The organism is Candidatus Dependentiae bacterium (assembly GCA_026389065.1).
In the GTDB taxonomy this organism is placed as follows: Bacteria; Babelota; Babeliae; order Babelales; family Chromulinivoraceae; genus JACPFN01.
This window is the reverse complement of sequence record JAPLIP010000053.1, coordinates 19,758-46,730: the sequence shown is the minus strand read 5'-3', so window position 1 is coordinate 46,730 and position 26,973 is coordinate 19,758. Positions and strand designations below refer to the sequence as shown.

The following is a 26,973-nucleotide window of genomic DNA, read 5'->3' as shown; positions in this document are numbered from 1 at the left end:
TCCTGCTGACCAAAGGCAGATTTCTTTTGGCTTGCCATTTTCATTTTTAAAGCAGGATTTCAAGCTTTATACAACTTTTGAGCTGCAAGCCGCTCATCAAAAAATGTATGAAATTGATTTAGCCTTAAAATCTGGTGGTAGCCAGTATCGTCTTGATGCATTTTTCGCACTGTTTTTTGCAGGCGATTTCTCGTAAAAATTATTTTTGCTATTCAAAAAAATGTTGTTGCGTTTGGCTTAAAAAGCCTTTGTGCTATACTGTTTCTATGACAAATCAAATAAGTTTTAGTGGGGTTCTTATGTAAAAAATAAATGTACTTTTTATGATAATTATTGGCTTATTTCACGCTCCTATCAGTGCAATGAAGTGGGACTATGATATCGATCAAGAAAGCGCAAAAAATCAGACTTTTTTTACAGATGGCATTTCTGTTGCGCAAGTTGAACAGTCTCTTCGCGACAAGCATGGCTTAGCTATTCCTGAGAAGTTTCTGTTTATTAATAACATTTACGACATTCTTGGAAATAAAATGTATATGGGTGCGGCTTATTCTGCGGGTCATCATAGTATTTTGCTTGAAAGAGATATGGTAAATAGAAGTAACTCTCGTGCTGCTACATGGTTACTTTCACATGAAACAGGGCATGCTCAAATGCCAAATGTCACATCAACGATAATTCCAAGAACTCAATTAGCTATAAATATAGCAACAGCTTATTTTTGGGGTGCTCACAAAGCAAAGCCTTATAAGCATTTTTCCACTAAAGTGTATTCAAAATTTATGGCATCGGCATTAGCAGGGCTAGTTTTTAATTCTGCTAGCATGCGACTAGAAGAGCGTCGAGCTGATAACTGGGCAAATAAAAATTCTGATGAAAAAACTTTGCAAGGTGGAATTGAATTTTTACAAGATGCTAAGGCTCTGCAACAAAAACATTGGTCTAAAGGTGAACCTTTTTCTCCTTTAGGTTTTAGTATTGCACAGCAGTTTATGGATTTAACTCATCCATCATGCGATAGTCGCATTGCAAAGATTCAAAAAGAATTAGATAAGCGTGCAGATCTTAAAGTATAGAGTTTAAGTCTAGAAAAAGCTCAAAATGGTTAAATAGATTACAGGAAAAGAAAACAAATACATTTTTGTTTTCTTTTCCTGTTTGATTTGGATATCATAATTTTTATATAAAATAAATTTTAGAGGGGTTCTTATGAAAAATAAAGTTTTATTGGGTTTTTTTATATCATTGATAAATGGCTTTTCTTGTTCCTCGTTTTCTGTTTTTGACGTAAATAAAAACGATGAAAACGAACTGTCACAAATTTGTGCATTATTTGAAGATACAAAAAATAGCAGAGAATCATTTACTGATCCAGAAGATATATCAAAAATGATTCATGGTGATACCTATAAAACAGTTGTATGTAAAACAAATACTGTTCCACCAGTTGTGGTTGGTGTTTTGAGTTATGTTTATAGACATAAAGGCATGGTGGAACATGGTAAAAACATTGCGTGGAAAACCCTTGGTTCTGGTTATGTAAAAATGAATTCAGATGCTATTTGTTATAGTATTATAGCTGTTCATCCAGAGTATCGTCGGCAGGGGGTTGCAACAGAGCTTATGCAGCATACTGATAAATCTTGTATCGCACTTGGCATGAAAAACATTATTCTGTGGGTGTATAAAGATAATAAAAGAGCTATTGAGTGCTATGAAAAAGAAGGATTCTCTATCTTGGAGGAAGGAAGTCTGACAAAGAAAATGCACAAGTCTTTAGACTATGTAGATTCTCCTTTGTACTTTCTAAATAAAATTAAAAAAGCTTAAAAAATTAAAAGGCGCATGCTAAAAACATGCGCCTTTTTTGTTGATTATTTTTTGAATCGATTTGGTTGTAATATTCCACCTGAAATTACTAGCGCTGTTGCTTCTTGGCGAGTTAAATCAGTTTGAGTAAATTGACTAGCTGGTAACATAATAAAGCTTCCAGTTGCAGGGTTTGGTGTGTGCGGAACGTAAATGCCGTATAATTTAAGATCTGAAATTTCTGATGGAACTTCTTTGGTTAAAAATCCGATGCTGTACATTCCTTGTCTTGGAAATTCAATGATGACTACTTTTTTAAAGCTTGCTTCATCGTGGGCCGTAAAAGCATGAACAAGCTGTTTTGTTGCAAGATAAATAGTTTTGACTAGGGGGATTTTGCTAAAGAAACGCTCCATTAAGTGAATAATCGGATTTAAAATAAGCATTTTTATGAGCATGCCCATAACAAATACAAACATAAGTAAAATTAGTATTTCATGGTGAGGCACATTTTCAATAAAAGGAAAATCTATATTTCTAATGGGTATGAGCCATCCTTTTATTAATCCAAAAAAGAATCGAAGCAGAACAAAAGTAATGGTTACTGGAAGTAAAAAAATTAATCCGGTAATAAAAATGTGCTTGATGTATGCAATTGGCTTTTCGTAAAAAATTTTAAATTCCATTACTTAATTTCCTTTAGGCATAGTTCTTTAACAGTTTCAATAATTATTTTTGCTTGAGCAGCATCTTCATGTTCAACCATGATTCTTAAAATTGGCTCAGTATTTGACGGACGTATGATAATTCGTCCTGGTTGAATTGAAAATTTTGAGATGATAGCATTGATTGCTTTTTGATCAATTTTTTTTGAACCAAGTGGTAAAACTGTATGCTCTTGAGATTGTTTTTTATAGGGGTGTAAATTTATTTTCTTGCCTGATGCAAGTGTGTCAAAAAACATTAAAGCTGCAAAGATTCCGTCACTGCAAAACGCATGTTCCATCAGAGTAATGTGACCACAGGTTTCAAAACCAAGAAATGCTTGATGCTTTATAAGCGCATCAATAACATTTCGTTCACCAACCGGAGTTCTTATAAGTTGTCTTTTTTGAGATGAAAAATACTGATCCATTCCACCATTGGTCATTACTGTGCCAACAATAATAGGATCACCTTGGTGAGTAGGATGCTCAGAGATGATAGCCATAATGTCATCGCCATCAAATATTTCACCTAAATTGTTTACGATGATAACGCGATCACCATCTCCATCAAATGCACAGCCCCATTCAGCGTTATGTTGCTTTACGGCTTTTACTAAAATTTCACGATTAGTGCATCCAGAATCTTTATTTATAAGCTCCCCGTTTTGCGTGTTGTTGATTGCAATAGTTGTCATCCCGCAGGCTTTAAAAATTCGATCAGCAATAAATGATGTTGCGCCATGTGCGCAGTCAAGAACTACTTTTACGTCTTTGTAGGGAGCATGATCAAGCTGGTCTACTACGACTTCTTGATAAAATCCGGTTAAATCAAAATCTACAACGGTTCCATGCTCTTCGGTTGCAAGTATTTCTTTAAGTTCTTTTGGATCATTTGTAAATTCATGAAAAAGAGAAGATATTTCTTCTTCCATTTCTACGTTGAGGTATCCAAATTCGGTTAAAAATTTTATACCATTGTACTCAGCTGGATTGTGTGAAGCTGTAATGACGATCCCAAGAGTAAACATTTTTTCTTCTTCGTTGTCTTCTTCTTCATCGTAGTCATCTTCTTCACTTTCAGAAGACATGCCGTAATCTTTGATTGCCTTCGCAACAAATGGTGTTGGCGCAATTCCAGCATCAAAAATATCATGTCCAAAGGCAACAAGTCCTTGGATCATAGCTTTTTTTATCCATGGGCTTGAAGTTCGTGTGTCAGTGGCGATTAAAATATTGCAAGGATCATCAAATTCTTGTGCAAGCAAACATCCGATTGCGTGCCCTAGTGTTTGTATGTCCTTTGGATTTAAAAGTCCTTGGTCAACTTTGCCCCTGATACCACTGTTTGTAAAAATATTTTTCATTATTCTGATAGTTTTTCGTTTATTTTGTTGCTAGAAATTTTTATAGAAATATGTGTAGGTACTAAGTGTACCAGTTTTAAACTATCAGGTAAAAAAAGATTTTCTCTGATGAGCTGAATTTCATGATCTCCGTCACAATACTGCGAAAGATCTAAATGAATTGCACTCTGCGAGGAGTTAAATTCATAGATGTCCTTTCTATTTCCAGTAATTGATATCATGGCTGAGTCCGGAGCAACTATAGTTCGATTAATTGATTGATCACTGTTTTGATAAAAACAAATGGGTACTACTTTGTTAGTAGTTGTTAATTGAAATTGAGCAACAAAAGCCCATAGCATATATCCAATAAAAAAAGATGATATTTTAGTGAAGTGGGGGTGAAGTATGAGAGGAATTGTTTTTCTGATCATTGTTTTTTCCTTTTATATGTTCAGCTTGTTTTATAAAGGTAGAAGCTATAATGCTTTCTTGATGAGCATTGCTTGAAAGATTTATAATCTGTTTACAGCTTTTAAGTAATTGATCTATCGTGATTTGCTTACAGCATTTTCCCTGGTACCAAAGAGCATGTTCTCCAGTAGATGCATTTATTAAAAAAGCGAAAGAATCTGTTTTTTTTGTAAGCATCGAAATAGTTGCATGATGATGCGTGAGTGGATGTAATTCACTTTGTTTATCAAACATAAAAACTTCTTCTGACAACAATTTTTTCCATTTTACATTAACGCTGCAAAGAATTCCTGACTGGTCGGCCCATAAAATTGATGGATTATCTAGGTCGTTACTTGCAAGAATAAGATCAACAATGTCTTGCTGAACGGGTAAATTTAATTCGTATGGCGCTTGCAGGAGTGTTCCAAGATGATCAAATCTTTGAACGATGCAGATGAGCTGTTTTTTTTGATACGAAGAAAGAAGGCATGATCGTATTAAAACCTCAAGCCAGTTTTGATCCGGAATCGTGCTTGGTGAAACTTGTTTTAATGATGCAAAAACAAAGTTTTTTTGTATCTGTTTTTGATGAATAACTATGCAAAAAATGACAAGTGCAGGTGAAAAAATAATCATTGAGGAAAAAAGAATGGTGCATGAAAAACTATAACTTGCAAAAAGCAGTGCAAAGTATGAGTAAGTATAAAAAAGCAGATGCTTTGTATGATCCTTTTTTAGCCAGGTTAATGTTTTATTTGTAATCAAAACAAAGAAGAATAGTTCGATATAATTTTGATAGGTGTAAAGTCCTAATTGTTGTGCGCAAAATTCAGATAAGTTTGCAAGAGAAAAGAAAGCAAGCATTCAAATTTCCTTTATATTTTGTATCATGTACTCACCATAGTGATTATAAATAATATATTTTAATCAGTATGAATTTTAATAAATTGAATCTAAAAGGAACTAGATGAAAAAGCAAGAAATCGTATTGACTGGTGATCGACCAACAGGAGCATTGCATATTGGACATTATGCTGGATCGCTTTTAAATCGTGTTACTTTGCAAGATTTGTATAAACAATATGTCATGATTGCAGATATTCAAGCACTAACCGATAACGCATCGAACCCTGAAAAAGTTAGAGAAAACGTTGTTCAAGTTGCTTTAGATTATTTGGCTGTCGGAATTGATCCTTCAAAAACCACTATTTTTATTCAATCAATGATTCCTGAAATCGCAGAGCTTACGATTTTATATCTTAATTTAGTTACGGTTAATCGATTACTTCGAAATCCGACGGTAAAAACAGAAATTCAACAAAAAGGCTTCGGTCAATCTGTTCCAGCAGGATTTTTAATGTATCCAGTTAGTCAGGCTGCAGACATCACGATTGTTAAAGGGACCATTGTTCCTGTTGGCGATGATCAGTTGCCAGTGATAGAACAAACAAACGAAATTATTCGAACATTTAATCATACCTATGGAACTGATGTTTTTCCTGAGGTTAAAGCCTTAGTCCCAAAAGTTTCACGTTTGGTTGGGCTTGATGGCCAAGCAAAGATGAGCAAAAGTTTAAATAATGCAATATTTCTAGGTGATGACCAAGATACATTAAACAAACGAGTTATGAGCATGTACACTGATCCTGGACACGTAAGAGTGACTGATCCTGGAAAAGTTGAAGGCAATGTTGTTTTTACCTATCTTGATGCCTTTGATAAAGATGAGGCAAAAGTTTTACAGCTTAAGGATCATTATCAAAAGGGTGGCCTTGGTGACGTTCAGTTAAAAAAATATCTTTTTGAAGTTGTAAATGAAATGCTTACGCCTATTCGAAATCGTCGCTTAGAGTTTTCTAAAGACCAAGGTGAAGTCATGCGTTTACTTTTGGCTGGAACAGCAGATGCTCGACAAGTAGCTTCTCAGACGATGTCAGATGTTAAAAAAGTCTTGAAATTGGACTACTAATTTTAAATTAACTTAGATTGTAAAAATTAAGCAGCTCTGTTGATTCAGGGCTGCTTTCTTATTTATCACTTTAGCTTTTTGATCAAACTATTGATTTTAGTTGGCCAGTCCTGTCATTATTTAGAAAAGAAGGGCACAAATTGTTGCGGCCTAAATTTATAAGGGTGGGGACTCTCAAATGAATAACAAAAAAAGTTTCATATCAATTTTATGTGTCACGGTTGCCTTTCATGGCGCGATACTTAGCATGCAAAGGGGTGCTAGTTCCATTGGGGCTGGTGCCGTAGGCGTGCTTGGAGCAAACAATACAAATGGAATAAACCTCAAGCGTTTGCCAGAAAATCCACAATCAAGAGCAAATCAAGATGTTTTAAATCAAGCTATCAGTCAAGCTGCTAGTGGGCAATCTACTCAGCCATGGACAAATCAGAAAATGTATTCAGGGGCTGGAGCATTTAAATCGACTCCTTTAAAACTTGATAAAAATTATCAACATTATCATATGCCTAAGTCGTACCCTGGCTCAGATCTAGTTCTTGCTGTTGAGCAAGGAAATTTAAATGCGCTTAAAAAAATGATAGCAGCTGGTGCAAATGTAAACCAAGATGATTGCTTTTTGTTAACAAAAGCTGCTCGGTATGGCGATATTCCCATGATTAAAGAATTGATTCGTGCTGGAGCTGATATGAATGCTGCTGATGAAAATGGAAATACTCCATTGTTAATGTCTATTAAAATGTTAGATATTGCACCAGTTAAAGAATTGATTCATGCAGGAGTTGATCTTAATAAACCGGACTTTAATGGAAATACGCCATTGATTGTAGCTGCAATGAATGGAAAAACTCAGGTGGTTCGCTTTCTTGTTTCTGCTGGCGCTAAGCTTGATGTTCAAAACAAAGCTGGGCAAACAGCTCTCGAGCTTGCTACAAAATATGGACACAAGCAAATTATCGATATTTTAATACATGATGCACATCCTGTACAAACAGAAGAAGAAAAAACTATGGACGGGTTTTTAGCATGGTTAAGTAAAAGATTCTAAACAATTTCTAAAAAAGAGCTGTCGATTTTTTTTGTGCCATGATGAGTAAAATGTACGGTGACAAAACTCTTGTCACCTTTTTGCTCTACGTGATGAGCAATGCCTAAACCAAACGTTGCATGTCTGACAGCTTGAAGTCTTCGTATGTGAAGTTGTTTGGCAGAAACTTTAGCGCTATCTTTGCTTAAATTAGTATTTGCAGTAGAGCTCAAATTAGAAGTCATGGTATGAGCTTGATATGTCGCTTGAGCTTTTGGAGCTTTTTGATTATTGATCCAGTCTTGGAAAAATGTCATAAAGCTAGATTTTGTCCAGTGAGCTGCTTCTTGATGAACCATTAAATGTTGTGGTATTTCACTTAAAAACCTAGATGGTCTTTGTTGATCCATTTTGCCATAGACGTTTCGGTATTTGCTGTATGTAATTAAAAGTTTTTCTTTGGCTCTGGTGATTCCAACATAAAAAAGTCTTCGTTCTTCTTCTACGTTTTCTTGACCAATTGATTGGTTGCTTGGCAATATTCCTTCTTCAAGCCCAACTAAAATCACCGTTGAAAACTCTAAGCCTTTGGCGCTATGCAGAGTCATCATGCTTATTCTGTCTACTGCAGAATCGTCTTTTTTAATCTGTTCTTGCATCAAGGAAATATCATCTAAAAATTGTGAAAGGCCAGATGTGTTATTGTCATCAAAATACTCAGCTGCTCGTATAAACTCAGCAACGTTTTCTCGTTTTGTTTCAGCTTCAGCCTTATCGCAGCTATCTTGTAAATATGAAATATATTCTGTTTTCTTGATAAAATGCTCAAGGACTTTAGCAACGCTTTGATGTATGTTTTCAGATTTTTTATCATCGTTTTTTTGTAGGTCAAGTAATAAATTTTCATCGAAAAGTCTGGTAAAGCTTTGAACAGAGGCAATTTGCTTCATAGGAATAAGGCCACAATTAATGATAATTGCCGCAACTTCTTTGAAATTAGAAAAAGGGTTTTCATTCCATGTTTTTAAAAAGACTTCTTCAAATTTTTCACCAAGTCCTCGAAGTGGGCAGTTAATTGCTCTAAAAAGCGAAATTCGATCAAATGGATTTTTTAGTAATCGTAAATATGCAAGTAAGTCTTTAATTTCTTTGCGTTCATAGAATTGAATGCCGCCAATAATTTTATAGGCGATAGATTCTTTAATGAGCGCTTCTTCGATAATACGAGATTGATAGTGAGTTCGATATAAAATCGCAATTGATGATTTTTTTTCGGTACGAGCAACAAGATTTATTAGGTGAGCAATTGAGTAGGCCTCTTGCAAATCAGAAAGACACTCAAGAAGCATTGGCTGATGTTGTTTTGTGTTGGCAGACCATAACTGCTTATGATTTCTATCAACGTTATTTTTAATAATGCTGTTTGCTACATCCAGGATTTGTTGTGTAGACCTGTAATTTTGCTCAAGCTTTATAATTTGTGTGTTTTGAAACTCTTGATTAAATTCTAAAATGTTTTTAACCGTTGCTCCACGCCAAGAATAAATTGATTGATCTTCATCTCCAACTGCACAAACAGAATCAACAATGATTTGCTTATTTTGTAAGGTCATTTGCTTTAAAAGTTCATGCTGAATTAAGTTAGTATCTTGATACTCATCAACTAAAATATGTCTGTGTCGTTTGATGTGATTTTCTTTAAATTGTGGATTGCTATCAAAAAGATGGAACGTCTTATATAAAAGATCATCAAAATCTAAATAGTTACTCAGTCGCTTTTGTTGTTCGTAGGCATTGTACAGTTCCATAAATTGTTGGGCGTGATGCATGTTCCATGCAGGGGTATCTAAATGCAAAGTGTCATTCATTTTATATGAAGAAAACATCGGAAGGAGTTGTTTTGGATTAAACAATTTATCCATGCCTCGATCTTTAACAATGGTTTGCAAAAGCTTTAAAGCGTCTTGAGAATCAATAACTGAAAACGGCTGAGCTTGTAAGATTGCAGCATTCTTTTTAAGGAGCTTTAAGCAGTAGGCATGAAAGGTTGCAATCGTTGGTTTTGTGCGCAAGTTTGGCAAAAACTGTTCAATACGATGCTGCATTTCTTGTGCCGCTTTATTGGTAAAAGTAAGAGCAATAATTGAAGATGGTTCAACGCCACAGTTTAAAATTAAGTTTGTAATTCGAGCAGTAATAACACGAGTTTTTCCAGATCCTGCACCAGCAATAACCAAAAATGAGCCATCTTTTGGAGCTACGGCTTTTTGTTGCTCATGATTTAAGTTTTGAGAAACAAAAGAATTAAATGCTGCTTGAAGTTCTGGCTTGTTTTCTATCTCGCGATGAAAACGCGCTTGGCTTTCTTCATCATTAAACAATGAGCGCAGTTCAAAAGAATCTTGAGGAGCAATCTCTTCTTGAAATTCTTCTAAGTTATAATTTTCTGTTGGCTCATCTTGATCAGATTGTAGCTGCGTGTTGTTTGTAGATGTTTCTACAAATAGATCTCGTTGTTTTTCCTGCTCAAACATGTTTATTTTTTATCCTGTTTCGGTTTCCACGATGCTAAATATTTTTGAAGCGGCGCAAGTCCGTCTTCTTTAATACAGCTTACGGCAACAAATGGAGCGTCGATATCAAATGATTCTAAGCGTTTTTGAAGCTCTTTTTTAGTAATTTTGTCTGATTTGTTAAAGACAAAAAGAATTTCTTTTTCTACTTCAATTTCATCAAGAGTTTTTAAAACAACATCAATATGAGATCTCCAATTGTTATCAGCAATGTCTGTAACGACTAGAAGAAGTGAAGCGTATGAAAGCTCTGCAAGCGTTGATTTAAAAGATTCAATTAATTGATGTGGAAGCTGTTGAATAAATCCAACAGTATCAGAAAGAAGCCCAACTTTTCGTTTGTTGACAAAAAGCTGTCTTGTTGTGGTGTCTAATGTTGCAAATAGTTGGTCTTTTGCCAGAACATCACTATGAGTTAATTCATTTAAAATAGTAGATTTTCCGGCATTGGTATATCCAACGAGGCAAATTTGTGGGATTTCTTGCGTAAGTCGTTTTTTACGTTGTGCGCCACGAGCTTTTTCTATTTTTATTAAATGACCCTTAAGGGTTTGAATAGTTCGGTTGAGATAGCGAGTGGTTGCTTCTTTAACCGTTTCACCAGGTCCACTGCGAATTCCGACAGACCCAGACTGTTGATCAAGGGTTACGCCAATTCCAGTAACTCGTGTTTTTGCGAATTCTAATTTTGCAATTTCAACTTGGATTTTTCCTTCAGCGGTTACTGCTGATTTTTCAAAAATTGCAAGAATCAGTCGAGTTCTATCAAGAATAGGGCAATCAAACATATCGTTTAAATTACGCTCTTGTTGTCCAGATAGCACGTCAGAGACAAGAATTTCATCAAAGTTGCCTTCGTCAAAAAGTATTTTGATTTCCGCAAGCTTTCCTTTCGTAAAATAATGAGCAGAATCGATTGATCGAAGCTTTACATCAACATTTACAAATTCAACTACGCCATATGTTTGCGCAAGATTAATGAATTCTTGGTAATAAGCTTGAATGTCGCTTGTTTTATTATGGGGAGAGTGAACCCCGATGAGCAGAGATTTTTTGTAAAACTCTGTAGAAACTGTTCCGCCTTTTGCCATGAGATTTCTCACTTTCTTACATTAAAATCGAGATCATATAGATAGTCTACTAGAAAAGCGTTGGTGAGTGTAGTTATTTTATAGCAAGAGAGGGTAAATTTTGTTATACTAACAGGTAAATTCATTATAAATAAAGGTGCATATGTTTGATTTTTTAACCGAAAAGCTTTCTGGGATATTTTCTTCCCTGACTGGAAAAAATAAACTAACAGAGCAAAATCTTAGTGTTGTTCTTGATCAAATTAAAGATTCATTGCTTGAATCGGATGTTGCCTACGAGAGCGTGCAAACGTTTGTAGATGGTGTTAAAAATGAAGTTATTGGTCAAAAAGTAGTCTCTTCTTTAAAGCCAGATGAACAATTTGTAAAAATAGTTTACGACAAAATGCTATCTTTTTTGGGGGGTGCTTACCTTCAAGAAGGATTTAGTTTTCAGATACCATCGGTTATTATGGTCATGGGTTTGCAGGGTTCTGGTAAAACAACATCGCTTGCAAAGTTGGCTTACTTTATCAAAAACCAGGCGCAAAAACATGGAAAAACGCGAAAAATTCTTTTTTCTTCAGTAGACTTTTATAGACCAGCTGCAATTGATCAGCTTGAAATTCTGGCTCGACAAGTTGGCGCTGATTTTTATAGATCAACAGAAACTGATCCAGCAGCAGCCTCAAAAGATATTTTAAATTATTATAAAAAGCATGGATATGAATATTTGATGTTTGATACAGCAGGGCGGTTGCAAATTGATCAATCTATGATGCAAGAGCTGGCAGGTATTAAAAAAATCATGCAGCCAAAATATAGCTTTATGGTCCTTGATTCTATGACAGGTCAGCAGTCTTTAAGTGTTGCAAAAACATTTGAGAGCAGTATCGGTTTTGATGGTGCAATTTTGTCAAAGATGGATAGCGGTGCTCGTGGTGGTGCTGCATTTTCTTTTCGTTATGAATTAAAAAAGCCTATTTATTTTATGGGCACTGGTGAAAAGTTAGAAAATTTAGAAATATTTCGTCCTGAGCGCATCGCAAAGCGTATGCTTGGAATGGGTGATGTGCTGACATTGATGGAACAGGCTCAAGATAAGATTAAGCAGTCAGATCAAGATGCTGTTGCTAAGTCAATTATGTCTGGAGAGTTAACGCTTGATGATTTTGCCAAACAGTTGACGATGATGTCAAAATTAGGCTCAATGTCATCGGTTATGAAGTTTATGCCTGGTATGTCTTCGGTAAAAGTTTCAGATCAAGACGCTCAAAAGGGTGATCTTGAGCTTAAAAGATTTCGTGCAGTTTTGAGCTCAATGACATCAAAAGAGCGATTAATGCCTGAAATAATAAATGCGTCTCGAAAAAAGAGAATAGCTTTAGGAGCTGGAGTAGATGTTTCTAGTATAAATCTTTTAATGCAAAGGTTTGAACAAAGTAAACAATTTGTTAAGCTTCTAAAGAAGAATCGTTTTTTTAAATAAAAAGTTTTTGTAAAATTATAAATTTGTAAATGTGTAATTGTTTAACTCTATCTAAAAGGATTGCCGAATGGCAGTGAAAATTCGTTTTGCCCGTATTGGTAAAAAACATGCTCCAATCTATCGGATTGTGGCAATTGATTCTCGTAGAAAACGAGATGGAATGTTCTTAGAAAATCTTGGTACTTACGATCCTAAAACTAAACAACTTGTTCAGTTCCATGATGATCGTATTGCTTATTGGGTTTCTGTTGGTGCAGAAATAACAGAACCGGTTGTTCGTTTGATGAAAATCAGATCAAAACAAAATCCAGTAGCAGTTTTGGATGTTGTTGCATCTGAGCCTAAAGTCAAAAAAGTTGCGGTAAAAAAAGCAGCAGTTGTTGCAAAGCCTGCTGCAGCTAAAAAATCAAAGCCTGAAGCTAAGTAGATTGTTGTTATTTAAAAATGTTATTGTGTAAAATTGTTGTATGAATGTTTCTATCTTGACTCTTTTTCCAGAGTTGTATCAACCATTTTTACAAACAAGTTTACTCAAGAGAGCCGCAGAGAAAAAACTTGTTTCTTTTTCTGTGCAAAATCTATTTGATCAGGTTCAACCAAAAGAGCGAATAGATGCTCCAACATTTGGTCATAGCTCAGGAATGTTAATTCGTCCTGATGTTATGGAAAAAGCAATTGAGTCTGCAGATCTTCAGTTTGGAAAATCATTTAAGATTTTTCTTTCTCCGCAAGGTTCTAAGTTAACGCAGCATCGAGCGCAAGAATTGTGGAAACGGGTAGCATCACGTCAACATGTGATGCTATTTGCAAGTAGATATGAAGGCATTGATGCGCGAGTTGAGCAAGAGTATGCAGATGAAATAATTTCTGTGGGTGATTTTGTTGTAATGGGTGGAGATATTCCAGCAATGCTTTTGATAGAATGCCTTTTTAGGCATATGCCAGGGGTTGTGGGAAAGGAAGAATCGGTATTATTAGATTCTTTTTCTGGTTCATTTGTGGATCATCCAGAGTATACAAAGCCAGTTGAATGGAGAGAAAAGGTTGTTCCAGAGGTTCTTCGTTCTGGAAATCATCTTGCTATTTCTACCTGGCGTAAGGAAAAATCTGCAGAGTTAACGGTAAAAAAACATTTTGATTGGCTAAGGTCTTGCGTTCTTACAAAGGCCGAGAAAGATTTGGCGTTGCAGTATATTCCTCATCACTATGTTGCTTTGATGCATACCGGCATTGAGCTTAAGGGTGGAAGAATAGGAACAACGTCTGTGACATCAATTGATATTCACGACATTGCAAGATCTGGTGCTACCTATGATATAAAAAATTATTTTATAGTTACTCCTTTGATTGATCAGCAAAATATGGTTAAGTCCCTTTTGGGATTTTGGCAAGAAGCTGAAGTTGGCGGTCAGTATAATCATGATAGGCATGAGGCTATGAATAGGGTGATCGTAGTTAATGGGCTACAAGAAGTTATTGCCTCTATTGAAAAAAAAGAAGGCAAAAAGCCAATCCTTATAGGGACATCAGCAAAGCCTTCGATAGATGAGCTTAAAATGCTTTCTTACTTTGACCAAGAAAAAGCTTGGAGTCATAATCAGCCAGTGTTAATTTTACTTGGGACTGGTCATGGAATGGCGACTGAGTTGATAGATCAATGTGATTATTTACTGCAACCACTTCAGGGTTTTAGTCAGTTTAATCATTTATCTGTAAGGTCGGCTGCGGCTATAATCTTTGATAAATGGTTAGGGATTGCGTTAAAAAAATAAATTATCAGATAAAATTGTGTGTAAATTTGTCATTCTGCTTTATTTAAGGTACTCTTAAAAATAAGAAATGAAATGATTGATAAGGGTTAAAAAACATCATGAAATCTAAAAAAATAAACAAAGAAACTATTCAAAATCTTGCTGTGCGTGAAACAAACTTTGCAAAATTCAGCATTGGTGATGTTATTGAAGTTTCTCAATGGGTGCTTGAAGGCACAACAAAAAGAACTCAAATCTTTAAAGGTAACGTTATAGCTCAGAATAACAATGCTGGCTCTTCAACATTTACGATTCGTAAAATGAGTGCTGACGGAATTGCCGTTGAAAAGATTTATCCAATTTATTCTCCAATTATCGATTCGATTAAATTGGTATCAAAAGCAAAAGTTCGTCGTGCTAAATTGTACTACGTTCGTCACAAAGTAGGTAAAGCTGCTGCAATTAAAGAAAAAATTGTAAAAAAAGCGCCAAAAGTTGCAGCAAAAGTTGCGGCTGAAGTTGCTGCATAAATATCATTTCTGTGCGTAAAGCATAAGATTTTTGAAAAGCAAAATTATTAGTGGGTTGTTTAAAAAACAGCCCACTATTTTTATAAAGAGCAAAAAATTTATAAATTAAAAATTTTTATAAGTTGTGAAAAATTAAAATTAAGGAGTTTTATGAAGTCTGCTAACTATTTATTTCTTTCTAGGTCATTTCTTTGTCTTTTTTTATTTAGTTCTAGTCTGGCTGTGCAAGCAACAAGCTTTCTTGAAGTTGTTACTATTTTCTCTCGGTACTTAAAGAATCCATCTCAGGTTGGAGAAATTGCACCACTTTCAAAGGCTTCAGGAGTTGAGCTTTCAAGGTTTGTTTCTAACTCTTTTCGAGGCGAAAATTATACTGGTAAAAGGTATTTAGAGGCTGGTGGTGGGTGTGGAGCGACAAGCATTTGTATTGCTCAAGCAATGCATCCGTTAGATCATTTAGATGTTATTGAGATTGATCCTGAAATGTCTGTGATGCTAAAAAAACGTTTAGCTAGCTTTAAAAATGTTTCAGTGCATTGTTGTTCGATTTTGGATTGGCAGCCGCAATCAGGGTATGATGGAATAATTTCTACTTTGCCATTTAATTCTTTGGGTGTTGGCTTTACAGCGCAGGCAATTGCTTATTTCAAGTCTGTTGCAAATGATTTATGCATGTTTTCTTATGTAGAATATCCAATTGTAAGGCAAGCTGTTCAGCATTTTTATAGCTCTAATGGTAAGCGTGAGTTTCAAGAAGTCCAAAAATTTATGGATATAGTTAGAAAAAATTATCTAGTTGATCAAATAACTATTTATCGAAATGTTCCGCCTATAACAATTTATCATTTATGTTTAAAGCCATGAAGTTACAAAATAAAATATTAATCTTATTTTTATCATTGGTTTTTATCGGTGGTTGTCAAAATAAAAAAGCAGCGCTTGTAAAACCGCAAAAGCAAAAAAAACAGGATAAGCTATTTTTGCAAGAATCGGTTGCTCGAATTTCTCAGCTGCCAGATTGTCCGTTTGGTTTTGAAGTTAAAAAAATTGTAACAGATGAAAACAATTCTGAAAATTTACAAATTTTCTACCAATCGACAAATAAAGACTTGATTGATTACCGTATGATAAAAGACTCATATTCTAGTGATATGGAGCTTCTTGGCTGGAATCTTTCGTATGAATTTGGTGGGCCAGATTTAATTCTTATGTTTGTAAAGCCTTCTGGAAAAGCTTGTATGATCTCTTTAAGGTCTGGTGGAAAGTTAGTTGTTTCTATTTTAAGCAAAAAAAGGGACCTGTAAAACACAGGTCCGTCTCTTTAATTTAATTGCCCAAAGTAAATATTGGGGGACTTTTTGAGGCAATTATATTTCAATCGTAGCTTTTTAAGCCTTTGATTTAACTTCTTCTGCAAAGTTATCTATTTTAGTTTCAAGTTCGTCAACGATATTTCTTAATTCGTTAATTTTGGTTTTATGTTCAGTTGCACTTTCTGTCATACCTTTACCTTTTCTTCTAAGACTTTCTAAAGAATTAGAATGTTTTTCTATGTCTCGTTTATAAAACTTTAAATCACGTTTCATACCACGTTTTGTTTCTGATGGATTTACTTTTTCTTTATGAAAATATTGCGATTGGAAAGCTTTTCCTTCTCCAGACTTATAAGATTTTTCATGTTTTTCAGATTTTTGGCGTTTGTTCATATTTGAACATTGCTCATCATCTTCTCTGTTTCTTTTATTGCGATGTTTTACACCAGCATAAACAAGAACACCGGCAGCTGCAGCACTGGCTATTGTAACACCAGCAATACCGCCACCTGATAATGCAGCGGCAGGAACCGCAGTCATTAATGCTAAGCTGGTAAACATAACTCGTTGAAATGTTGATTTCATAGATGATGACATTGTTGATAGTTTTTTATTATTTTTCATTTTAAATCTCCTTTTTTATTTAATTAATTGTTAACCATTTGCTAAACTATTTCTTAATTCTGCTAATTGTTTATTTAAATCTTTTGACAACTCTCTATCTTTATCTTTATCTGCTCGTCTAATATCTTTTTTAAGATCTCTTATTTGACGCTCAATTGCTCTTCTGTCATTTCTTCTTTCTTGCGCATCTACTTCAGCGTCAGACTTTGGTCTAGATCCTGAAATCATTGCAGCTCCTAAAAGATTAGATCCAGCTACGATACCAGCGCCTGCGTTGTTATAGTATCCTCCGCCGTAATATCCGGGTCCATATCCCCATCCGCCATAGTATCCAGGTCCATAGCCACCCCAGTAGGGTAGTGCTTGAGAAGCTGTTAAAAGAGCGAGTACTAATAATGTTTTTTTCATAATATTCTCCATTTTTTAAATTAATTTAAGATCAATTATCCCTTTCTAGATCTATCGCTTGAAGGTCTAGAATTTTGACTTGATCTTGAATTTGCTTTACGTCTATCTTCACTGCGTCTGTCTTCGTCTCTTCTATAGTTGTTATAATGTCTGCGATTGTATCCGTAGCCATCGCCATAATAACTATCTCTGTAGCCGTATGTACGATCGTAGTAACCAGGGCCTTCGAAAACGTCGTCAACTGCTGCTACCGGAACTTCTGCAATATCTACAGCTGTATTAAATATTCCACCAAGCAGTCCAGGGCGATATTCTCTATGATCTCCCCACCATGGTACAATGTTTGTAGATGAAATAAGGGCTAGGGCAATGATTAAATTTTTAATTTTCATAATTTTTCCTTTTTATAAATATTTACAAACCCTTTATATTTTAAATGTCGCTTTCTAAGTCTTTATAAACATCTTCTAATTCAGAAGCGTCTTTTCTAAGATCTTTTCTCATAGTTCCGGTGTCGCTTGATTTGTTAACTTGTTTTGCTAAATCATCATAACGAGCTTGTAATTCTTTAAGTTGAGTTTTAGCATCCTTGTTTTTATTGTTGTTTTGGATTTCTTTTTTCAATCCATCAATTTGACTTGAAATTTGATCTAATTTTCCAGACATACCTAATTCATTCCAAGAGCTAGCTCCGTTTGTATACCAAACAGGGGGAGTGTTCCACCAAGCGCTTGAATCATTTGGTCCATAATAATTGTTGACAGTTGAATTATCCGTCCAACCACCATGGCCCCAGCCACCTAAGGCTGCAGCAGTAAAGACACCAACTCCAAGACCGACACCAAGACCTACGCCCCAGCCTCCGCCCCAGCCGCCACCACGTCCATAGCCTCCGCCATGACCGCCATGGCCGCCATGACCACCATGACCACCGCCGCCATGACTGCCGCCGCCATGACCGCCGCCGCCATGGCCACCGCCACCACGACCTCCGCCACCATGGCCACCGCCACCGCCGCGAGATACGATCATTTCGTTAGCTGAAACTAAAGTGAGTAAAAGTAATAATTTTTTCTTCATGAAAAACCTCCATTTCCCATTTTTGTTTTGCAATATTATGCCTACAGAATGACAAAAACGGTCTGCCAAAGTCAACAATTTTAAGAATTAAAACGATTTGTCTTTGGGCTTTTTGATTGGATGCTCATATTGACGTTGAGCCTTTTTGATAAAAAGTCGTAAGAAATAGTCTTTTTTGTTAAAAACGACTATTTTTCTAGGATAAAAGAGCTTTAGTTAATTTGTTTACTTTTCCAGCGCCTTGAAGCAGCACTAGATCTTCTTTTTTTAGGTAGTTTTTTAGGTGATTTATTATTTCTTGACCATCGTCTTCAAGTGGATAATAAAAAACAGCAGCGTTTGGATTTTTTAATTTAATTGCTTCAACCAGTTTCTGGCTTGAAATGTCAGCAATCGGCTGTTCGCTTGCTGGATAAATATCGGTAATTATTAATTGGTCGATATTGCTTGTTGAAAAAAGTTCTACAAACTCATTCCAGAGGTGCTTTGTTCTGGTAAATCGTTGCGGTTGAAAAATCAAGACTAAGCGATTTTTAGCTTTTTTTCGAGCAACTTGAAGTGTGTGATAGATCTCAGTCGGATGGTGTCCATAATCATCAAAAATTAACGCCTTGCTCTCGCGAGCCACTCCTTTGTAGGTAAACCTGCGATCAACCCCAGTAAACGAACTGAGCGCATCCTGGAGCGTCCCAAGTGGTATTTTTAAGATCTGCCCGATGACGACTACGGATGTTGCGTTTAAAACATTGTGAATCCCTGGCAAAGATATAGAAACAGTTCCTATGTGTTTATTTTGAAGAGAGTCGAACAGGTCAAATGTTGATTGGTCGTCTAAAAGCTTAATGTTTTGAATCTGCATATCAGCATTTTTGTGTTGTCCATAGGTAATGTATGGGGTTGTAATCTCTGGGATAATGCTTTGTATTCCTGGATCGTCAAGGCAAATAACGTTTTTTCCATAAAAAGGAATTTGTTTTAAAAACTGAAGAAATGTTTGTTTGATGTCTTCAAGGTCCTTGTAAACATCTAGGTGTTCGCGATTGATGTTGGTCACAATTGAGAATGTTTTGGGTAGTTGCAAAAAAGATCGGTCGCTTTCATCAGCCTCAGCAACGAGCAGATCGCTTTTTCCATGGCGCGCGTTGCTTTTAATAGAGTGGATGTATCCACCAACAATAATTGTAGGATCTAGCTTTGCATATAATAAAAGGTGAGATAAAAGTGATGAGGTTGTTGTTTTTCCGTGTGATCCGGCAATCGCAATTGAGTGCTTTGGTCTCATTATTTCTGCGAGCATTGTTGCTCGTAAAATAACAGGAATGTTTCGATCTTTAGCCTTTTGCATCTCAAAAGGTATAGTTCCATAATTTGTTTTTAAAACATCGGTACTGTAAACCAATGTGTCAATGCTGCTGTCAAGGCAGATATCATGTTTGTGGTGAGGAGCAATTGTGCAGCCAAGTTTGATTAAATCTTTTATCGTTTCTTGGTCCACAAGGCTATCGCATCCTGAGACGCGGTAGCCTTGTAAGATCAATATTTTTGCAATGCCGCTCATGCCAATGCCGCCAATGCCCATGAAATGAATATGCATGTTTTTGTTATACATAAAATATTTCGTGCCTTTACAGTTCTTTGTAGTTAGTTCATGGAGATATTCTACCAGGCTTAGGCAAAAAGTGGAGAAAATCTAAAGAGCTTGTTTAATTTTTAAGAGTTCAGCTTTGAGCACGTTTAGCTGTTCTTTGCATGTACAAGGCTCTTGGCTTTCTTTCACTGTTTGCGTAGGAATAACAGAGCGTGTTTTTTTCATGTTAGATAATTCTTTTTTTGCTCCAGCAAGAGTGTATTTTTTGTGGTATAAAAGATCTTTTACCGCTAAAAATGTTTGAAGGTCTTTTTCTTGGTAAAACCTTTGCCCGCCTTGAGATCTTTGTGGTTTGATTTCAAGTTCTTTTTCCCAGAACCTGATAACAAACTTTTCAATATTAAGAGATTTTGCCAGCTCACCAATTCGATACTGTCGTTTGGACATTTTCATAAAATAGCTCCTTTTTTTAACCCTTTAATTTTCTGGCTTAATCATCTGATCTTTGTTAAACTCATTTCAATAGTTTGCCATCGAATATTCTTTTTTTTACACTTTTATAAGGTATTGTCTATGAATTTTGCAGAAGTAATGCATCAAGCATTGTTTTCGGTTACTCATTTTTTTGACGGAGTTTTGTTTAATGGTTTTATAGATATTGCTTATCAGGCAGTAATGTACACCGTTATGTTCTTTGTTTTCAATGCTTTTTTTAATACATATGTTTTTAAAAATCGCGAAAATCAATGGCCTTCTTTGACAAGAATTTTTAGTACGATTTTTGGATTTATTTTATACATTATGATTTTGCGATATTTTCTCATTGGCGTGCCAGCTCAAACATCGACAGAGTCGATTACGCAAGCTCCAAAGATAACTCTTACGTCTGGGCAAACTTTTTCTGCGCCAGAGATGGAAAAAATTCAAAAGCCTTTAAACATTGATATTGATTTTGTTCAAGATGAGTGCTGTGAGCCTGTGATGACAGAGGTTAAAACGCAGCTTGGCACATATCGTTTCTCTTCTCATGGTGCTGTGCTCGAGTCTATGGAGTTTGCATGGCAAGATGATAGCAAGCAAGTAGTTATGCTTCCTGAGCATTCTGACTGTTTTCTAATTGGCCTGAGTGGACAAACTCCGATGAAATATGATTTTGTCAAAAAGTATGATCTGTGCGATTTGGAAGCTGTTGCTGTTGAATATGTAGCTCGTCATAATCATGGAACAATCCTTAAAACATTTGTGGTGCATAAAAACACATATCAAATTGATGTAAAAGTATCATTTGAAGGAAGATCAAAATCTATTGATGGTGATCAGGTTAGATTGTTTTTCTACATGCCTCTTTTGGTGGATGAATTTAAAGGGATCGTTAATTCTCCTACAAGCAGTGAAAAGATTTCCTTGCAAACCGTTTCACTTGATAAATCTGATGTATTTAAGCAATTTTGGTTTGAGCCAAAAGCCTTTGGATTCTCTCAAAAGTTTTTATCTCAAGTTTGCTTTTCAAGCTCACCAGATGCAATAATTCGTGCATATTTTAAAAAATTAGGTGATAAAAAGTATCAAGCTATTTTAGAGTCTAAAGTGTTAACTAAAGATTCTGAGCTTTCATGGTCGTTTTATATGGGGCCAAAAACAGCAGTTTGTATGAAATCGGTTGATTCTAGCCTATCTGGGCTGGTTGAGTATGGATGGTTAAATCCAATTTCAAAGCCGCTCTTTAGCTTGCTTGTTTTTCTAAAAAAAGAGTGTGGAAGTTATGGGATAGCAATTATCTTGCTTGCGATATTGTTAAAGCTCCTTCTTTTGCCATTTACCTTAAAAGGTGAAAAAAGCTTAAAACAACAAGCTGAATTTGAAAAAAAGAGAGCATATCTTCAGCAAAAGTTTAAAAATGATAAAGCTGGATTGGATCAAGCAACCGCAGAGCTTTTACAAAAACATGGCATGCCGATGCTTTCTGGTTGTTTGCCTATGCTTCTTAATATCCCTGTTTTTATTGCTTTAAATAAGGTTTTAACAAGTTCCATAGAGCTTCATGGCGCATCTTTTCTATGGATACCTGATCTTTCTGCGGCAGACCCATATTATATTTTATCTGGCTTGATGTTTATTGGAATGATATTAACTCCTGCTGTAAACCAAGGACCAAGGCAGTTGGCATCTAAATTTGGATTTGGTCTTTTGGTAAGTGCGTTTACTTCGTATCTCGCTTCAGGATTAGCTCTTTATATAGCTTTAAATACTATTTTTGGTGTTGTGCAAAGCTATGTGATTCGAAGCATTGGTTCTTTGTCTAAAAGGTTTGCGTAGTTATATTTAAGGAGAGCTGTGATTGACAAATTACCAACAATAAAAAAATTGATGAGGCACCTGCAACAGGTGCCTTTTCTTGCGTCAAAAAATATGTACAGAGTGACGTCCTACTTTTTAACTCTTGATGATGAGCGGATTAATCAATTTTGTAGGGCTCTTCAAGAGGCAAAGGCAAAAATAGTACTTTGCGAAATTTGCTTTGTTTGGCAAGAAAAAAATGAGCAGTGCTCTTTTTGTTTTGATAAAAGCAGAGACTCTTCAATAATTTGTGTGGTGGAAACATGGCATGAACTTTTGGTGATTGAGCGTACAGAGACATTTAGAGGGCTTTACCATGTCCTTGGTGGGGTTATTTCTCCTCTTGAGGGTATTGGGCCGAAAGATCTTCATATCGAAGAGTTGATTTGTCGGGTAGATGGTCGCGTAAAAGAACTTGTGTTTGCAATGAATCAAACACCAGAGGGTGAGGCAACTGTGGCATTTATTGCTCGCAAGCTGCATGGCAATCCGGTCAAAATTTCTTGTCTTGCCAAAGGAATTCCTATTGGTTCAAATTTAGAGTTCGTAGATCAGCTTACGGTTGGAAAAGCATTAACTGATCGTAAGCCTTTTTAATAGTTAAAAAAAATAAAACTTAAACAAATAGTTAAGGGTTGGATATGTTTGGAGATATGGTCAAAATTATGGCTGATGCAAGCAGCCAAGATAAATCTGAAAAGTTTAGATTGCGTAGTAAAAAATTATTAGAGCTTATAGCTCAAGAGTATCCAGAAAAAGAAGGATCAGTCTTTTTGTTTGCTCCTTTTGAAGGGGATTGTGATACTTTTTTACAAGAAAGTAATTTTTATTATTTTTCTGGTCTGTCTGAGCCTGCGGCGGTTCTTTCTTTTGATATTTATAATGGAACTAGTTTGTACATGCCAGACTTTGGCGATTTTCGCGCAAAATGGGTACATAGTATTGATGAGATCAGCAATCAAACAATATCAAGCTTTGGGATAGATCAATTAAAGCCACTTGGAGGTCGGATTGCTGGCTACAGCGTTGATCCGTATTTTTCACCTGATGACTATAAAAACATTATTGAGCTGTTTCGTGAAATGGTTGCAGCTAAAAAAACTATTTTTACGCTATATCCTGCGCATGGTAAATTAAGCGCATCGGTTAAAATGATTATTGACCGATTAAGCTTGTTTGTTCCCGGATTGCATTTGCAGATAATTGATATTTCGCCTTTAGTTGCAAAGCTTAGACGGAAAAAAGATATTTCTGAGATAGAAAATCTGTATCAAGCAGTTGAAATTACAAATGCGGCTTTTCAAGCTGCTTCGCATGTGATTGAGCCTGGGTCATCAGAGGCACAAGTTCAAGCGGCGATGGAATATATATTTACTGAAAATCATTCACGCAAGGCTTATCCAGCAATTGTTGCTGGTGGTAAAATGGCTACTGTTTTGCATTATAATACCAATAAATCAACTCTTCAAAAAGGCGATCTTGTTTTGATTGATGCAGGCGCTATGTATAATCATTATTGCGCAGACATTACAAGAGTCTTTCCTGTTTCTGGAAAGTTTGATAAGCGCCAGAGGGCTATATATGAAATCGTTCTAGAGACTCAGCAGCGAGTAGTTGAAAAGATTCGCCCAGGGATGTGGATTTGTAATCCGCAAGAACAAGAAGCTTCGTTGCAGCACATCGCTATGAATTTTTTAAAGCAAAAGGGATATGATCAATATTTTATTCATGGAATTGGGCATTATTTGGGGCTTGATGTTCACGATGTTGGTTCCAGGGCTGAGCCGTTGCAAGATGGTGATGTTATAACGGTTGAGCCAGGTATTTATATTCCTGATCAATCGATTGGTATTAGAATTGAAGATAATTATTGGGTTGTTAAAGACAGCGAACCTGTTTGCTTAAGTGAAGAAATTCCAAAGACGGTGTCTGAAATTGAGCAGATGGTAAAGCAGCGATTTGGAAAATAAGTATTGATATTGCGCAAGAATTCGTTTTCAAGTTGACCTTGATAGCGTTTTAAGGTACCCTGTAATTAATCATTTTACGTTTTCTTAAGATATAAAATTACGCAAAAATTTATTTAAAATAATCATCAAGTAAGGTTTTACGATGGATATGAACAAAGCATTTTTCCTTAGAAAAGAAGATTCAAACCCTCAATGGCGTTTAATCGATGCAAAAGGAAAAGTATTAGGCCGTTTGGCTACAGAAGTTTCAGACATTTTGCGCGGCAAAGACCAACCAGAATATACAGCGCATACAGATTGCGGTGACTATGTTGTTATAATCAATGCAGCTCACATAGTGCTTACAGGTAATAAGCTTGACGGTAAAGTATATCTTACATACAGCGGTTACCAAGGCGGTCAAAAAAGCAAAACAGCTCGTGAAATGATGGCAAAAAATCCAGCAAAAGTTATAGAGCTTGCTGTTAAAAGAATGCTTCCATCTCACTCAAAAAATCCATTAAGCCGTCAAATTTTTAAGAAATTAAAAGTTTATCCGCAAGCTGAGCATCCTCATAAAGCTCAATTTGCAGCAACCGTATAAGAATTAAAATTTCTTATAAATAGTTAAAAATTAAAAGCCCCTTGGAAAACAAGGGGCTTTTTTATTACGAATTTTTAATAAAAGTTAAATTTAATAGTTCTTTAAAAAATCAGTGAGTATAGGTCACGAACGGTGAAAACAACAAGAAGGCCAATTGCAAGTGCCCATGAACATATGCCAACAGCATGTCTCACTTTTTCTGAAAGCTCTTTTCTGGTGATTGCTTCAATGGTAAAGATCACAAATTGACCGCCATCAAAAATAGGCAGAGGGAGTAGGTTCATAAAGCCTAGATTTATGCTTATGAGTGCTAAAAAGAACAGAAGAGATTTAAATCCTTTTTGCGAGCTTTTGCTACCAATCATAACTGCTTTTAGTGGCCCGATTAGTCCATTTGTGTTTCTAGATGAAGCCATGTCTTTTAGGCCGTTTATTATTGCGCCCAGGTAAAAGTTTGTAGCTATATAAGCTTGTTGGATAGATTTTGAGAGTGATAGCGATGGCTTTGGCTCAAAAGAGACTTCTAGTTGCTTTGAAATGAAATTACTCAGTAGTGGTCCTTTTAGGGCAAGGTCTATATGTATGATTTCTCCAGATCTGTTAACAGCTGCAGGTATAGTTGCGGGAAAGGCTGTTGCGTCAATTGGTTTGTAGCTAGAAATGATTTTTCTAGCAATAGTTAAGTCATTGTTTATATTTTGATTGTCTACTGATATTAATTGGTCATTTGGATGAATGTTGCTGAGGTTTATAGAGTTTTCTTGAACCTTGGCGATTACAGTTGTGTTCGTTTCGTATGGCGCTTGCCCTGAATCAGGCATTCCAGTAAAAAACAACACTACAAATAGCAGGTATGCAAGAATAAAGTTAAACATGATCCCGCCAAGCATCATAAGCACTTTTTGGTAGTATGGGATTTGATTAAAACCTAATGATCCGTTGATGCCGCTTTCTGATGCAACTTCAACGTATCCTCCAATTGGCCCAGCTGATATACAAAAGTCAGTATCGCCTATTTTTTTCGAGTATAGAATTTTGCCAATTCCAATAGAAAAGGTTGGGGTATAGACATTAAATAGCTTACAAAAAACATAGTGTCCAAATTCATGAAACACTATTATAAAAGAGATTCCAATAAGGCTTAAAATTATTGATGAAAATTGATGCAAAATTGATTCTATCATAAGGACCCTATGCTAAAAAAGAAGTATTTTAAAAAAGAAAAGTAATATAAAATTACATTGTACCAAGCTAGCATGTTGCTTTGCACAAGTCTACGCCAAAATGTTGGACGATGCTTATCCTGAAGGGGATTTTTTAATTTTCTTGAAAAAAGTTGCAAAGAGTCTATAATTAAAATATGCAAAAAGTTTATCTGTGCGTCATATTATTAATGATAAGTCCAGTCAGCTTTGAGCGATACGTAATCTAGATAGCGACTATAACTCTACTTTGTTATAATAAGGTTCTTATATGCCTACAATTAATCAGCTTGTTCGTCTCGGCCGCAAAAAGACTGTCAACAAGACAAAAAGCGGTGCTTTGAAACAATGTCCACAGGTTCGTGGTGTGTGTACTCGTGTATTCACAACGACCCCAAAAAAACCAAACTCAGCGCTTCGAAAAGTTGCTCGTGTTAAATTGTCAAACGGAATAGAAGTTACAGCCTACATTCCTGGAGAAGGTCACAACCTGCAAGAACACTCAATGGTTCTTCTTCGTGGTGGTCGCGTTAAGGATTTGCCGGGTGTGAAATATCACATTGTGCGTGGAGCTCTTGATACAGCTGGCGTTACAGGCAGAAAACAATCTCGATCTAAGTATGGTGCAAAAAGACCTAAAGCGGCGTAAACAAAGGAATTAAAGTATGCCTAGAAAGAAAAAAAATATTATACGACGTGATGTTGGTGTAGATCCAATTTATCAGTCAGAGTTGTTACAACGCTTCATTAACATAGTTATGTGGCGTGGTAAAAAAAATGTTGCTCGCAAAATCGTTTATGTTGCGCTTGATGTTTTAGAACAAAAGTTCGGAAGCAAAGAAAAAGCGCTTTCTGCATTTCATAAATCTTATGGCAACATTATGCCTCTTATTGAAGTTCGCTCTCGACGAGTTGGTGGAAGTGTTTACCAAATTCCTCGTGAAGTTGGAGAAGCTCGTGGCCGTTCATTGGCGCTGCGTTGGCTTATTGAAGCTGCTGCAGAACGTTCAGACAAGTCTATGGGTTTACGCTTAGGCAGTGAGCTTTTAGATGCGTATGAAGAACGTGGCGGAGCATTTAAAAAGAAACTTGATGTTCATAAAATGGCAGAAGCTAATCGCGCATTTTCACATTACGCTTGGTAGGT

The 26,973-nt window shown here is 35.9% G+C and carries 30 protein-coding genes; 17 read left to right on the top strand and 13 right to left on the bottom strand.

From position 1 onward, the window contains the following. The 3 genes from NTU89_03945 to NTU89_03935 all read left to right on the top strand — a co-directional run. Nucleotides 1-196: hypothetical protein (locus tag NTU89_03945; protein ID MCX5923689.1), on the top strand; the 196-nt coding region annotated here is incomplete at its 5' end. Nucleotides 197-323: 127 nt separating this feature from the next. Further along, nucleotides 324-1,076 carry a M48 family metalloprotease gene (locus tag NTU89_03940; protein ID MCX5923688.1) on the top strand — a complete coding sequence of 251 codons (753 nt, stop codon included), beginning with the start codon at nucleotides 324-326 and terminating at the stop codon, nucleotides 1,074-1,076. A gap of 133 nt (nucleotides 1,077-1,209) precedes the next feature. After that, the gene (locus NTU89_03935; GenBank protein MCX5923687.1) at nucleotides 1,210-1,830 is read left to right on the top strand and encodes a GNAT family N-acetyltransferase; all 621 of its coding nucleotides are present in this window, start codon (nucleotides 1,210-1,212) and stop codon (nucleotides 1,828-1,830) included. 44 nt (nucleotides 1,831-1,874) lie between these two features. On the opposite strand, the gene NTU89_03930 is transcribed toward NTU89_03935, so the two are convergent. The 4 genes from NTU89_03930 to NTU89_03915 are packed head-to-tail and all read right to left on the bottom strand — an operon-like array spanning nucleotide 1,875 to nucleotide 5,179. After that, nucleotides 1,875-2,495, bottom strand: a complete 621-nt coding sequence (locus NTU89_03930) for a DUF502 domain-containing protein (protein MCX5923686.1) — start codon at nucleotides 2,493-2,495, stop codon at nucleotides 1,875-1,877. Continuing rightward, nucleotides 2,495-3,880, bottom strand: a complete 1,386-nt coding sequence (locus tag NTU89_03925) for a hypothetical protein (protein MCX5923685.1) — start codon at nucleotides 3,878-3,880, stop codon at nucleotides 2,495-2,497. The genes NTU89_03930 and NTU89_03925 overlap by 1 nt, the downstream gene beginning before the upstream one ends. Then, nucleotides 3,880-4,293, bottom strand: coding sequence for a hypothetical protein (locus NTU89_03920; protein MCX5923684.1), 414 nt, complete (start codon nucleotides 4,291-4,293; stop codon nucleotides 3,880-3,882). Before NTU89_03920 ends, NTU89_03925 begins: the two co-directional genes overlap by 1 nt. Continuing rightward, complete coding sequence (locus tag NTU89_03915) at nucleotides 4,247-5,179, bottom strand: hypothetical protein (GenBank protein ID MCX5923683.1); 933 nt, start codon at nucleotides 5,177-5,179, stop codon at nucleotides 4,247-4,249. The genes NTU89_03920 and NTU89_03915 overlap by 47 nt, the downstream gene beginning before the upstream one ends. 103 nt (nucleotides 5,180-5,282) lie before the next feature. Between NTU89_03915 and trpS the strand changes: the two genes are divergently transcribed. Then, the gene (trpS, locus tag NTU89_03910) at nucleotides 5,283-6,284 is read left to right on the top strand and encodes a tryptophan--tRNA ligase (protein MCX5923682.1); all 1,002 of its coding nucleotides are present in this window, start codon (nucleotides 5,283-5,285) and stop codon (nucleotides 6,282-6,284) included. 178 nt (nucleotides 6,285-6,462) lie between these two features. Continuing rightward, nucleotides 6,463-7,329 (top strand): ankyrin repeat domain-containing protein, encoded by an 867-nt coding sequence (locus NTU89_03905; GenBank protein MCX5923681.1) that lies wholly within the window; start codon nucleotides 6,463-6,465, stop codon nucleotides 7,327-7,329. Here the strand turns inward: NTU89_03905 and NTU89_03900 are convergent. After that, nucleotides 7,326-9,842 (bottom strand): UvrD-helicase domain-containing protein, encoded by a 2,517-nt coding sequence (locus tag NTU89_03900; protein MCX5923680.1) that lies wholly within the window; start codon nucleotides 9,840-9,842, stop codon nucleotides 7,326-7,328. The two genes, NTU89_03905 and NTU89_03900, sit on opposite strands and share 4 nt — an antisense overlap. Nucleotides 9,843-9,844: 2 nt before the next feature. Next, nucleotides 9,845-10,984 carry a GTPase HflX gene (hflX, locus tag NTU89_03895; protein ID MCX5923679.1) on the bottom strand — a complete coding sequence of 380 codons (1,140 nt, stop codon included), beginning with the start codon at nucleotides 10,982-10,984 and terminating at the stop codon, nucleotides 9,845-9,847. Nucleotides 10,985-11,114: 130 nt separating this feature from the next. Between hflX and ffh the strand changes: the two genes are divergently transcribed. The 6 genes from ffh to NTU89_03865 all read left to right on the top strand — a co-directional run bounded on the left by ffh (nucleotide 11,115) and on the right by NTU89_03865 (nucleotide 16,025). Next, nucleotides 11,115-12,440, top strand: coding sequence for a signal recognition particle protein (ffh, locus tag NTU89_03890; GenBank protein MCX5923678.1), 1,326 nt, complete (start codon nucleotides 11,115-11,117; stop codon nucleotides 12,438-12,440). A gap of 67 nt (nucleotides 12,441-12,507) precedes the next feature. Then, a complete protein-coding gene (gene rpsP / locus NTU89_03885; protein MCX5923677.1) occupies nucleotides 12,508-12,867 on the top strand; it encodes a 30S ribosomal protein S16 in 360 nt (119 codons plus the stop codon). Between the two features lie 40 nt (nucleotides 12,868-12,907). Further along, a complete protein-coding gene (gene trmD / locus NTU89_03880) occupies nucleotides 12,908-14,212 on the top strand; it encodes a tRNA (guanosine(37)-N1)-methyltransferase TrmD (protein ID MCX5923676.1) in 1,305 nt (434 codons plus the stop codon). A gap of 98 nt (nucleotides 14,213-14,310) precedes the next feature. Next, nucleotides 14,311-14,721, top strand: a complete 411-nt coding sequence (gene rplS, locus NTU89_03875) for a 50S ribosomal protein L19 (protein MCX5923675.1) — start codon at nucleotides 14,311-14,313, stop codon at nucleotides 14,719-14,721. Nucleotides 14,722-14,871: 150 nt separating this feature from the next. Then, nucleotides 14,872-15,585 (top strand): hypothetical protein, encoded by a 714-nt coding sequence (locus NTU89_03870; GenBank protein MCX5923674.1) that lies wholly within the window; start codon nucleotides 14,872-14,874, stop codon nucleotides 15,583-15,585. Then, nucleotides 15,582-16,025: a hypothetical protein gene (locus NTU89_03865; protein MCX5923673.1), complete on the top strand. Its 444-nt coding sequence runs from the start codon at nucleotides 15,582-15,584 to the stop codon at nucleotides 16,023-16,025. Before NTU89_03870 ends, NTU89_03865 begins: the two co-directional genes overlap by 4 nt. Before the next feature lie 84 nt (nucleotides 16,026-16,109). On the opposite strand, the gene NTU89_03860 is transcribed toward NTU89_03865, so the two are convergent. From NTU89_03860 to NTU89_03835, 6 genes are all read right to left on the bottom strand, one after another. Beyond that, nucleotides 16,110-16,658, bottom strand: a complete 549-nt coding sequence (locus NTU89_03860) for a hypothetical protein (GenBank protein MCX5923672.1) — start codon at nucleotides 16,656-16,658, stop codon at nucleotides 16,110-16,112. 30 nt (nucleotides 16,659-16,688) lie between these two features. After that, nucleotides 16,689-17,066 carry a hypothetical protein gene (locus tag NTU89_03855; protein ID MCX5923671.1) on the bottom strand — a complete coding sequence of 126 codons (378 nt, stop codon included), beginning with the start codon at nucleotides 17,064-17,066 and terminating at the stop codon, nucleotides 16,689-16,691. A gap of 35 nt (nucleotides 17,067-17,101) precedes the next feature. Then, nucleotides 17,102-17,458, bottom strand: a complete 357-nt coding sequence (locus NTU89_03850) for a hypothetical protein (GenBank protein MCX5923670.1) — start codon at nucleotides 17,456-17,458, stop codon at nucleotides 17,102-17,104. A 40-nt stretch (nucleotides 17,459-17,498) separates the two neighbouring features. Then, nucleotides 17,499-18,146 carry a hypothetical protein gene (locus NTU89_03845; protein ID MCX5923669.1) on the bottom strand — a complete coding sequence of 216 codons (648 nt, stop codon included), beginning with the start codon at nucleotides 18,144-18,146 and terminating at the stop codon, nucleotides 17,499-17,501. 196 nt (nucleotides 18,147-18,342) lie between these two features. Then, nucleotides 18,343-19,755 carry a UDP-N-acetylmuramate--L-alanine ligase gene (gene murC, locus NTU89_03840; GenBank protein ID MCX5923668.1) on the bottom strand — a complete coding sequence of 471 codons (1,413 nt, stop codon included), beginning with the start codon at nucleotides 19,753-19,755 and terminating at the stop codon, nucleotides 18,343-18,345. 81 nt (nucleotides 19,756-19,836) lie between these two features. Further along, nucleotides 19,837-20,187, bottom strand: a complete 351-nt coding sequence (locus NTU89_03835; protein ID MCX5923667.1) for a MerR family transcriptional regulator — start codon at nucleotides 20,185-20,187, stop codon at nucleotides 19,837-19,839. A gap of 120 nt (nucleotides 20,188-20,307) precedes the next feature. On the opposite strand from NTU89_03835, the gene yidC reads away from it, so the two are divergent. From yidC to rplM, 4 genes are all read left to right on the top strand, one after another. Then, nucleotides 20,308-22,050, top strand: coding sequence for a membrane protein insertase YidC (gene yidC / locus NTU89_03830; GenBank protein ID MCX5923666.1), 1,743 nt, complete (start codon nucleotides 20,308-20,310; stop codon nucleotides 22,048-22,050). A gap of 18 nt (nucleotides 22,051-22,068) precedes the next feature. Beyond that, complete coding sequence (gene recR, locus NTU89_03825) at nucleotides 22,069-22,668, top strand: recombination mediator RecR (protein MCX5923665.1); 600 nt, start codon at nucleotides 22,069-22,071, stop codon at nucleotides 22,666-22,668. A gap of 44 nt (nucleotides 22,669-22,712) precedes the next feature. Then, complete coding sequence (locus tag NTU89_03820; GenBank protein ID MCX5923664.1) at nucleotides 22,713-24,041, top strand: M24 family metallopeptidase; 1,329 nt, start codon at nucleotides 22,713-22,715, stop codon at nucleotides 24,039-24,041. Between the two features lie 148 nt (nucleotides 24,042-24,189). Then, nucleotides 24,190-24,624 (top strand): 50S ribosomal protein L13, encoded by a 435-nt coding sequence (gene rplM, locus NTU89_03815; protein ID MCX5923663.1) that lies wholly within the window; start codon nucleotides 24,190-24,192, stop codon nucleotides 24,622-24,624. Nucleotides 24,625-24,725: 101 nt separating this feature from the next. On the opposite strand, the gene NTU89_03810 is transcribed toward rplM, so the two are convergent. Beyond that, nucleotides 24,726-25,808, bottom strand: a complete 1,083-nt coding sequence (locus NTU89_03810) for a M50 family metallopeptidase (GenBank protein ID MCX5923662.1) — start codon at nucleotides 25,806-25,808, stop codon at nucleotides 24,726-24,728. Nucleotides 25,809-26,097: 289 nt separating this feature from the next. On the opposite strand from NTU89_03810, the gene rpsL reads away from it, so the two are divergent. Next, nucleotides 26,098-26,475, top strand: coding sequence for a 30S ribosomal protein S12 (gene rpsL / locus NTU89_03805; protein ID MCX5923661.1), 378 nt, complete (start codon nucleotides 26,098-26,100; stop codon nucleotides 26,473-26,475). A gap of 16 nt (nucleotides 26,476-26,491) precedes the next feature. Then, nucleotides 26,492-26,971 (top strand): 30S ribosomal protein S7, encoded by a 480-nt coding sequence (gene rpsG / locus NTU89_03800; GenBank protein MCX5923660.1) that lies wholly within the window; start codon nucleotides 26,492-26,494, stop codon nucleotides 26,969-26,971. The last annotated feature ends 2 nt before the right edge of the window (nucleotides 26,972-26,973 follow it).